At 53.5% G+C, this 9,531-nt stretch carries 10 protein-coding genes; 6 read left to right on the forward strand and 4 right to left on the reverse strand.

From position 1 onward, the window contains the following. The 4 genes from FDX01_RS23920 to FDX01_RS16960 form a co-directional block, all read left to right on the forward strand. Positions 1–185: YqjK family protein (locus tag FDX01_RS23920; protein WP_249361004.1), on the forward strand; the 185-nt coding region annotated here is incomplete at its 5' end. 218 nt (positions 186–403) lie between these two features. Next, positions 404–796: a DoxX family protein gene (locus FDX01_RS16935; protein ID WP_135324236.1), complete on the forward strand. Its 393-nt coding sequence runs from the start codon at positions 404–406 to the stop codon at positions 794–796. A gap of 71 nt (positions 797–867) precedes the next feature. Then, positions 868–1,854, forward strand: a complete 987-nt coding sequence (gene yqjG / locus FDX01_RS16940) for a glutathionyl-hydroquinone reductase YqjG (protein WP_117342713.1) — start codon at positions 868–870, stop codon at positions 1,852–1,854. Positions 1,855–2,716: 862 nt separating this feature from the next. Continuing rightward, complete coding sequence (locus tag FDX01_RS16960; protein ID WP_137400188.1) at positions 2,717–3,082, forward strand: DUF805 domain-containing protein; 366 nt, start codon at positions 2,717–2,719, stop codon at positions 3,080–3,082. Between the two features lie 107 nt (positions 3,083–3,189). Here the strand turns inward: FDX01_RS16960 and yhaJ are convergent, their stop codons facing one another. After that, entirely contained in the window at positions 3,190–4,086 is an 897-nt protein-coding gene (gene yhaJ / locus FDX01_RS16965; RefSeq protein ID WP_096755573.1) for a DNA-binding transcriptional regulator YhaJ, read from the reverse strand. A 104-nt stretch (positions 4,087–4,190) separates the two neighbouring features. Here yhaJ and FDX01_RS16970 point away from each other — a divergent pair, with 104 nt between their 5' ends. Continuing rightward, positions 4,191–4,892 carry a pirin family protein gene (locus tag FDX01_RS16970; RefSeq protein WP_115257425.1) on the forward strand — a complete coding sequence of 234 codons (702 nt, stop codon included), beginning with the start codon at positions 4,191–4,193 and terminating at the stop codon, positions 4,890–4,892. Positions 4,893–4,917: 25 nt separating this feature from the next. Then, positions 4,918–5,079, forward strand: coding sequence for a hypothetical protein (locus tag FDX01_RS23105; RefSeq protein WP_096755571.1), 162 nt, complete (start codon positions 4,918–4,920; stop codon positions 5,077–5,079). Between the two features lie 54 nt (positions 5,080–5,133). On the opposite strand, the gene FDX01_RS16975 is transcribed toward FDX01_RS23105, so the two are convergent. The 3 genes from FDX01_RS16975 to tdcG all read right to left on the reverse strand — a co-directional run bounded on the left by FDX01_RS16975 (position 5,134) and on the right by tdcG (position 9,446). Next, positions 5,134–6,444 carry a serine dehydratase subunit alpha family protein gene (locus tag FDX01_RS16975; protein WP_096755570.1) on the reverse strand — a complete coding sequence of 437 codons (1,311 nt, stop codon included), beginning with the start codon at positions 6,442–6,444 and terminating at the stop codon, positions 5,134–5,136. 24 nt (positions 6,445–6,468) lie between these two features. Next, on the reverse strand, positions 6,469–7,800 hold the full coding sequence (locus FDX01_RS16980) for an amino acid permease (RefSeq protein WP_137400189.1): 1,332 nt from the start codon (positions 7,798–7,800) through the stop codon (positions 6,469–6,471). A 281-nt stretch (positions 7,801–8,081) separates the two neighbouring features. After that, the gene (gene tdcG / locus FDX01_RS16985) at positions 8,082–9,446 is read right to left on the reverse strand and encodes an L-serine ammonia-lyase (protein WP_117342715.1); all 1,365 of its coding nucleotides are present in this window, start codon (positions 9,444–9,446) and stop codon (positions 8,082–8,084) included. Positions 9,447–9,531: the final 85 nt, after the last annotated feature.

A 9,531-nucleotide genomic window follows, 5' to 3' on the forward strand; every position in this document is an offset into this window, starting at 1 on the left:
ACGATCGCGGCTGGAACACGCTGTTGAACCTGCGCTCGTGGATACTGGTTGGCAGCAGCATCATAGCCGTTCGTACTATTCGCCACCCAAATATGCTCGTCCGTTGGGCCAAACGCGGCTTTAGCGTCTGGAGCGCCTGGCGACTGGTCAAAGCGACCATCAGACAGCAGCAACTGCGCGGTTAATCTCTTCTGTTCTCCCCACGTAGGCCTGATGGCAAGGCCTACTTCATTCTATCACCCCCCTTCACTCAAAATTTTTGAAAAATACTGACAGTTTTCCTTGCTAACAATTGTCATTCGTCACGTTTATGATTCTCTCCATCGACAGCAATAACGCCCTATACAGCGTTAATGCAACAAAAAACAAAATCAGCCGCCTGAGTGGTTTCCTGGAGAGTACGATGAAAAAATTAGAAGATGTTGGTGTACTGGTAGCGCGCATTCTGATGCCAATCCTGTTTATTTCTGCAGGCTGGGGAAAAATCAGCGGATATGCGGGTACCCAACAATATATGGAAGCCATGGGCGTTCCGGGGTTCATGTTACCGCTGGTTATTCTGCTTGAGTTCGGCGGCGGCCTGGCCATTCTGTTCGGCTTCCTGACCCGTACTACCGCGCTGTTTACCGCAGGCTTCACGGTGCTGACCGCGTTCATCTTCCACAGCAACTTTGCGGAAGGGATGAACTCGCTGATGTTCATGAAAAACTTAACCATCGCAGGCGGTTTCCTGCTGCTGGCTATCACCGGTCCAGGCGCATTCAGCATTGACCGCGTACTGAATAAAAAGTGGTAAGCAAGCTATACTAAACGCATCAAAAAGCGAGGAGACATCTCCTCGCTTTTGCTATCTGAGGAGGCAAAACCATGGGACAACTTATTGACGGCGTCTGGCATGACACCTGGTATGACACAAAATCTACCGGGGGAAAATTTCAACGTTCTGCATCGGCTTTCCGTAACTGGCTCACCGCGGATGGCGAACCTGGCCCGACCGGCACAGGCGGTTTTGCCGCCGAAAAAGACCGTTACCACCTGTACGTTTCCCTCGCCTGTCCGTGGGCGCATCGCACGCTGATTCTACGCACGCTCAAAGGTCTGGAGCCATTTATCTCCGTTTCCGTTGTGCATCCGCTGATGCTAGAGAACGGCTGGACGTTTGATGATAATTTCCCGGCCGCCACGGGAGATACGCTCTACCAGCACGAGTTTCTCTATCAGCTCTATTTGCATGCCGACCCGCAGTACAGCGGCCGCGTCACCGTACCGGTGCTGTGGGATAAAAAGAATCACACCATCGTCAGTAATGAATCGGCGGAGATCATCCGCATGTTTAACACGGCGTTTGATGCACTGGGCGCCAAAGCCGGTGATTACTACCCGCCTGCCCTGCAAAGTAAAATTGACGAGCTGAACAGCTGGATTTATGACAACGTCAATAATGGCGTCTATAAAGCCGGTTTTGCCACCAGTCAGGAGGCATATGATGAGGCGGTTGATAAAGTGTTTCACTCACTGGCGCGACTGGAGCAGATTCTGGGTCAGCATCGCTATCTGACCGGCGACCAGTTGACCGAGGCAGATATTCGCCTGTGGACCACGCTGGTACGCTTTGATCCGGTGTATGTTACCCACTTCAAGTGCGATAAGCACCGCATCAGTGACTACCTGAATCTGTACGGTTTCCTGCGCGATATTTACCAGATGCCGGGCATTGCGGAGACCGTCAATTTTGACCATATCCGTCATCACTACTTCCGTAGCCACAAAACCATCAATCCGACCGGTATTATTTCAATCGGGCCATGGCAGGATCTCAACGAGCCACATGGACGAGACAGCCGTTTCGCCTGATTTACACGGGTCTCATCTGGGCAATGCCGTTCAGTTAACGCTTCAGTTTCAGAAAGTATAAACCTGTATTGACGGAAGTAATGAACATGCTACCTCAGAGAAAGGGTTCCGTTCACCTCATGTTAATCATTTCTCTGAAGCACTGATTACGGTGAACGTGTAAAGGGCGTTCTTCGCCACGCCCTTTACAATCCCGGCTCCCGGCACGGAAAATTGTTGCTTCGCAATCCCCTACGCTTATTCCTCCAGGCTACCGGGCCGGGCGCGAGGTAGCATCCCTGCAAAACGCGCCCTGAACCCGCATCCTTGCGGGTTCTCCCGGCCTTACGGAAACACGTCGGCAATTTTCAGCCGGACCACCCCACACCTGTCCACCTGTGCTTTTACTTGAATATCTCTGAACAGCAAAACGGATATAGCTGAAAGCCAGAGCGCTGAAGCGACACCCTGGTCCGGCTGAAAATCGATGAGGCGTTGACGGCTGACCGGGTCTGTCCGCAGGGATGCGGGCAGAGGGGACGGCCTGCAGGGATGCAGGCTCGGCCCCGACCCGACAGGCAGACGGAATAAGACGAATAACTCGCGCAGCGACGATTTTCCCGCCGGGAGCCTGGGTTGCAAGGGAGGTGGCGGTGAGCCTCCCTTGCACGTTCACGGGTATCTGCACTTCAGAGAAATAATACTGCTGAGGTGAACGGAACCCTGAGGCGGAATCACATGTTCTCCATAATGTTTAACTGACAAGCAATGCTCCGATGTGGGCAAATAATTAATACGACAAATATTTACCACCATTTCATTCGCAGCTATTCTTAATTTGATTACTTTAAAAACAAGTGATTGAACGCAAAATGAGGCGCAAATGGATTGGTATCTAAACGTTCTTAAGAACTATTTTGGTTTTGGCGGCCGGGCTCGGCGCAAAGAGTACTGGATGTTTGTTCTGGTCAACATCATCTTTTCTTTCGTACTCAGCATCCTGGACAACATGCTTGGCTGGCAACGCGCCGGGGGAGAAGGCGTATTAACGACGATTTATGGTGTGCTGGTATTTATACCGTGGTGGGCAGTGCAGTTCCGTCGTTTGCATGACACCGACCGTTCTGCATGGTGGCTGCTGATCCTGTTGATCCCCATTATTGGCTGGTTGGTTATCATTATTTTCAACTGTCAGAACGGCACGCCGGGAAGCAACCGCTTCGGTACAGACCCTAAACAACTGTCCTGACGTAGCACGTAGAGATGCCTGATGGCGCTGCGCTTATCAGGCCTACAACCTACTCCGTCTTGTAGGCCGGATAAGGTGCTTGCACCGCATCCGGCGTAACAGTCCTGCTATTTCCCCACAAACAGCTTCGGAATTTCGCGCAGACACCAGGATTTGGCCTCACCCATACTGTCCCGTCGCCAGGCCATGATGATATCAATTTCGTTGGTGGACTCCGGGCTCACCACGCGCAAACGACCTGCGGCAATATCCTCTTCCACCAGCGGATACGGCATGGTCGCCACACCCAGCCCGGCCAACAGCGCCTGGCGCTTATCTTCGATTGAACTCACCGTCAGGCGCGGCTGTTTATCCAGTAACTGGACGGTCAGCACCGGGCGCTCACGGGCGGTATCCGCCACCGCAATGCCCCGGTATTTCACTCGGGTCACTTCCGACAACGGCTCCGGCTCCTGATGGATAGGATGATCCGGCGCGGCCACGTAGACGTTCATCAGCGTGTACAGCTTGCGGGAATTAATTTCTGACGATGAACGAAAATGCATATCCGGGGCGATCACGATATCCGCCCTTCCCTGCTCCAGGCGTTCCCATGCCCCAGCCAGCACCTCAGTGATCACTGAAAGCTGAGTATTGGCCTTCACGGCGAGCCGGTCGATGAGCGGAAAGAACGCTGCCGTGGGTACCAGCGCTTCGGTGACGATCGTCAGATGCGTTTCCCAGCCGCGGGCCAGCGCTTCGGCATCGGTGGTCAGCTTATCAGCCGCCTCGAGCAGCACGCGCCCACGTTCCAGTAGCATGCGTCCAACGTTAGTAAATTTTGTGCGATGGCCTGAGCGGTCAAACAACACCACATCCAGCTCTTCTTCCAGCTTTTGCATGGTATAGCTGAGAGCGGAAGGAACGCGCCCCAGTTCGTCCGCCGCAGCGGCAAAGCTGCCACGTCTGTCGATTGCATCCATTACGCGTAACGCTTCAAGCGTTAATGCCCTTTCTTTGGCCATGTCGTTCTCATTCAGGAAATTTGAACATACCGGGCAGAATATCTGGCTAACAATACAGCGTCCAGCCATTTAACATAAAAGGAAGTAAAGAGAGGTCAAGAAAGATGATTACTACCCGAACAGCAAAACAGTGCGGACAGGCAGACTACGGCTGGCTGCAAGCCCGTTATACCTTCTCCTTTGGACACTATTTTGATCCTAAGCTGCTGGGTTACGCCTCGCTGCGTGTTCTGAACCAGGAAGTTCTGGCACCGGGGGCCTCTTTCCAGCCGCGTACCTATCCGAAGGTGGATATTGTCAACCTGATCCTTGAAGGGGAAGCGGAATATCGCGACAGCGAAGGCAACCATGTCCGGGCAAAAGCCGGTGAGGTTTTACTGCTCGCCACGCAGCCTGGGATTAGCTACAGCGAGCACAACCTTAACAAGGATAAGCCATTAACCCGCATGCAATTATGGCTGGACGCCTGCCCGCAGCGGGAAAATGCCTGTGTACAGAAAGCCACACTGGCGACCGGCAAGCATCAACTGATCGCCTCCCCGGACGGAGAACAAGGCAGCCTGCATCTTCGCCAGCAGGTGTGGATACACCATGTCGAATTGAAGCAAGGTGAATCACTGAGTTTTCAATTACACGGCCCCCGCGCCTATCTGCAGTCGATCCACGGCACGTTCCATGCGCTAACGGCTGGAGCAGAAAAAGAAGCGCTGACCTGTGGTGATGGCGCATTTATTCGTGACGAAGCTAACATAACATTAGTTGCCGATACGCCTTTGCGCGCTTTGCTGATAGATTTGCCCGTATAGTCAGGAAAAACAAGGGAGTACGACTATGAGCAAGAAAGCGTCAAAAAAGCGTAAGCCGGCGGTCAAAGCCAAAATTCAGGACACGGTCGTCCAGACCAAAACCTTTGGCTATGAAGATATGCTGACGGAACTGGAAGCGATTGTTGCCGATGCCGAGCAAAGGCAGGAAGAAGAAGACGCCGCCTGATAAGGCGGCTCAGACTGACGCCGGGTGGCGGTTACGCCTTACCCGGCCTACAGATTAATGCGCTTTGCTGGCCATGATCTCAATGATCTGCTTGTCGGTTTCCTGCATCGAACGACATGCCAGCGCACACAGATTCGCAATAGATTGCTCGACATTATGCGCCACAATCCCTTCGTTACCGGTCACTGCCGTATCGTCCAGCGCCATGAGTACCGCCTTCCATGCCGCCGACGCGCTGGTAGACACTTTCATCGCACAGCTGTTTGACGCGCCATCGCAAATCATCCCACTCACATCGCCAATCATGCTGCTGATCGCCATAGCGATGGTGTTATAGCGCCCATCCACCAGCCATGCCATCCCCGCCGCCGCGCCCATCGCCGCCGTCGTTGCCGCACACAGAGCCGACAAGCGAGGAAGCTGATGATGGATATAGATTGCACTCAGGTGTGACAACATCAGCGCACGCGCCAGTTTTTCATCATCCGCACCAAAGTGCTCGGCCACCACCATCACCGGAACCGTGGCGGTGATCCCCTGGTTCCCGGAACCGGAGTTACTCATCGCCGGCAGCGTCGCGCCGCCCATTCTCGCATCCGACGCCGCACTGGTACGGATCAGAATAGCGGTTGAAAGATCGTTTGCCAGCAGGCCACGGGCACACTGCTTCTCCAGCGTAGCACCGATATGTAATCCCCATGTCCCGCGTAACCCTTCCTGAGACAGCGCCCCGTTTAGTTTTGCCGCCTGCAGAATAAAGCGGATGGACTCAAACGGCACCGCATTCACAAACGCCAGAATCTCTTCCAGCGAGGTGTGGGATAACACCGCCAGCGGCGAATCCAGCTCTTCATCCTGCGTCTGTTCTTCTTTACTGAACACCACACCATTATGGGTTTCGATGTGCACAATGTTGGTATGACCGCCAACAATCGTGACGCACGCCCACCCGTCACGGCTGTACACCTTAGCGCGTGAGAAGAGAATATCTTCGCAAGGTTGCTGCAGCATCACCGCCACGTTTCCGGCAGCCAGCATGGCTTTGGCGTCGGCGATGGCCTCTGCGGACGCATCCTTCAGCACTTCTAAACCCGCGAGGGCATTGCCACCCAGCGCACCCAGCGCAGCGGCGACGGGCAACCCGACCATTCCGGTGCCCGGTACGGTCACGCCCATGCCGTTTTTCATCAGGTTGGGTGAGACCCACGCATCAATGCGTTCAACCGCGCCGTTCAGCTCAGCGGATGCGACTGCCGCCGCCAAAGCCAGAGAGATAGGTTCGGTGCAGCCCAGGGCAGGTTTGACTTCTTCCTGCACCGCGCGGATAAAACAGTCCCATAATGGATTCAATGTAGTCTCAAACATAGCAACGACCTTCACTCAGATAACTCAAGAAAATGCCAGGAACGGAGAAACGCACAACAGCAGGCCTGTGATGATGATCAGGTACAGGGAAGCGCCTTTATATTTGTGCAGTGCAGGAACTTTGTAGACCAGCCAGGCCGGGATCAAACAGCCCACCATGCCGAAGATTGGGCTACAAATAGAGGTGAAGCTCAGTACCGGCGCATTGAGCACAATTGCACTCCAGGCCAGTAAAATAGCGAAGACCATGATGCCGCGCTGAACGAAGATTTCGTTGATCTTCTCAGCAGACATGTAGCGACGCAGCACATTCATCACAATGCCTTGAGTCGCTTCACGGAAGCCTAAGTACACACCGAAGAAGGCGGTCATCACGGCAAAGATGTTCAGAATAACGCTGACGATTTTCACCCAACCCGCGCCGTCACCGCTAATAAACTGTGCGGCAATCGCCAGGGCGGAAATGTTCTGCTCGTAGGCTTTCACCGCTTCATCATGGCCCATTGCCAGGGTGAAAGAGACGGCGTAGAAGAAGACAGTGACAAACAGTATGCCAAACGCGATGTTCATGGCGCGCAGCGCTTTATGACGCGCGACCTCAATGGATTTTGCGCGAGAACGGTACGAGATAACCATCGGGCTTAAGGTTTGAATAAACAGAATCGAGGTCAGCGTAAAGGGCAGCGTAATAATCGCATTCTTAATCAGCAGCCCCATCGGCGGCAGCGAGCCAGCGTTATGCAAATGCCACATCCCGACCATCGACACGCCAAGGGCGGCAACGACCAGCAGCTTGGTCAACACCATGCCGGTGGAGATTTTAAACAGTAATTTTTCACCGCGTGACGAGATAGCCACCAGGATGCAAATCAGCACCAGGCCATAGAACGGGCTGTCGGACAGTAACCCTTCGGTCACGCCAAATGTATGCAGATACGAAGCGCTGTCGTTAGTGATGGCGGTGGAATAAACAAACATCCAGATAACCAACATCACAAAATACAACGCCCCTAACAGGATGCCCCAGTTTTTGCCTAAATAACCGCTAATGACGCTTGGGTAATCTTTGCACTCTGGAGATTCAGCCAGCGTGTTGATGAACAGACGCTGGAACAAATACATCGCGGGATAGCCGATAATCGAGGACAGCAGGAATACCCACAACCCCATCAGACCCACCTGGACGGGAAGAAAAACAATCCCCGCGCCAATCGCCATACCGATACTCATAATGACCCAACCGGTGTCCATGCTGTCGAATTTAATGGCTTCCTGCCATTCACTTTCGGTCATTCCCGCCCGGCGCGCCGGAGCGGATGCGTCGAGTATTACGCTGTTATTCGTAGCCGTTTCCATAATTTCCCGCTTAATGTGTAGGTAGAGGTTTTTTTATTTTTTTCGTATTGCGTCAAGGCGATACGCAATTCATAAGATGCAGGCGAGCTCTTAGAATGAAGAAAATCATACGCTCAGGGTCAGAGAAAAACTTCACAAACAAAACCCTATAATCCCTACAGGTAAAGAAAGATTTTCTCTTGAAAACATCAAAGGTGGGATCGATTTCTGTTTTTGAAGCAGATCACAACAAAAAAAGGTGCACTTCTGTGCACCTTTTTGGTCATGCTATTTTGATTAACTCACATACACACTACTTTGATCGCCAGACCACCGCGCGAGGTTTCGCGGTATTTATCGTTCATGTCTTTGCCGGTTTCATACATCGTCTCGATAACTTTATCGAGCGACACCCGAGGTTCTGACGTGCGGCGCAGCGCCATACGCGCGGCGTTAACCGCTTTTACTGCGTTGATCGCATTACGTTCAATGCACGGAATTTGCACCTGTCCGGCGACCGGATCGCAGGTTAACCCCAGGTTATGCTCCATGGCGATTTCAGCGGCAATACAGACCTGCGCCGGGCTCCCGCCAAGCAGTTCTGTCAGTCCGGCGGCAGCCATGGAACAGGCCACACCAATCTCACCCTGGCAGCCCACTTCGGCCCCAGAGATAGACGCATTCATCTTATACAGCGCGCCTATCGCCCCCGCAGCCAGTAAATAACGGGCGATGGAGTTCGCATTCACCGGGCGGCGGAACTTGTCGTAATAGGCCAGCACGGCGGGGATAATGCCACACGCACCGTTTGTCGGGGCGGTAACAACCCGGCACCCCGCGGCGTTCTCTTCGCTCACGGCCAGTGCGAACATGTTAATCCAGTCGATGACGTTCATTGGGTCACTGGACAGATTGTCGCTGGAAACCAGCAACCGACGTAATGCCACGGCGCGACGCGGAACGTTAAGCGGGCCGGGCAGGACGCCTTCGGTGTTCATACCGCGCTCGATACCGGCGTGCATGACATCCCAGATTGCCGCAAAACCCGCGTCAATCTCATCTTTACTGCGCATCGCCAGCTCGTTTTGCATCATCAGGCCGGAAACGGAAAGCCCGTTTCGCTCACACAGTTTCAGCAGCTCGCTGGCAGAATGGAAATTGTACGGTACATGCGCTTCAACGTCGTGCGCCTGACCAAAGTGATCCTCCTCAACGATAAAACCACCGCCAACGGAGTAATAGGTTTTGCTTAATAGCGTCTCGTTGCTGTTCCACGCGGTGATGCGCATACCATTTTCATGGCGCGGGAGCGTTTCGCTATGGAAGAGAATGTTCTCAGCAGGAGGGAAATCAACGATATGCGTGCCCTCTGCCACCGGGAGACGTCCGGTACGGGCCACGTCCTGGGTAAAACCCGCAATGGTATCAATCTGCACGTTTTGCGGACTGTTACCTGCGAGGCCCATCATGATGGCGACATCGGTCGCATGACCTTTTCCGGTCAGGGAGAGTGAACCATAAAGATCGACCACAATGCGCGTGGTCTGGTGCAATTCTCCGCAACTGACCAGTTGGTCGATAAAGCTTTTACCTGCGTTCATTGGCCCCACGGTATGGGAGCTGGAAGGTCCAATGCCAATCTTAAAAATATCGAATGCGCTAATCATATCCACACCCTCGGATTGCCGTTCAGTGAAGACCAGGTTTCACACTCATTAACGGGATCGGGGCGATCCTGACGATCGCCCCGCG

The organism is Citrobacter sp. wls613, from assembly GCF_005281195.1.
Lineage (GTDB): Bacteria > Pseudomonadota > Gammaproteobacteria > Enterobacterales > Enterobacteriaceae > Citrobacter > Citrobacter gillenii.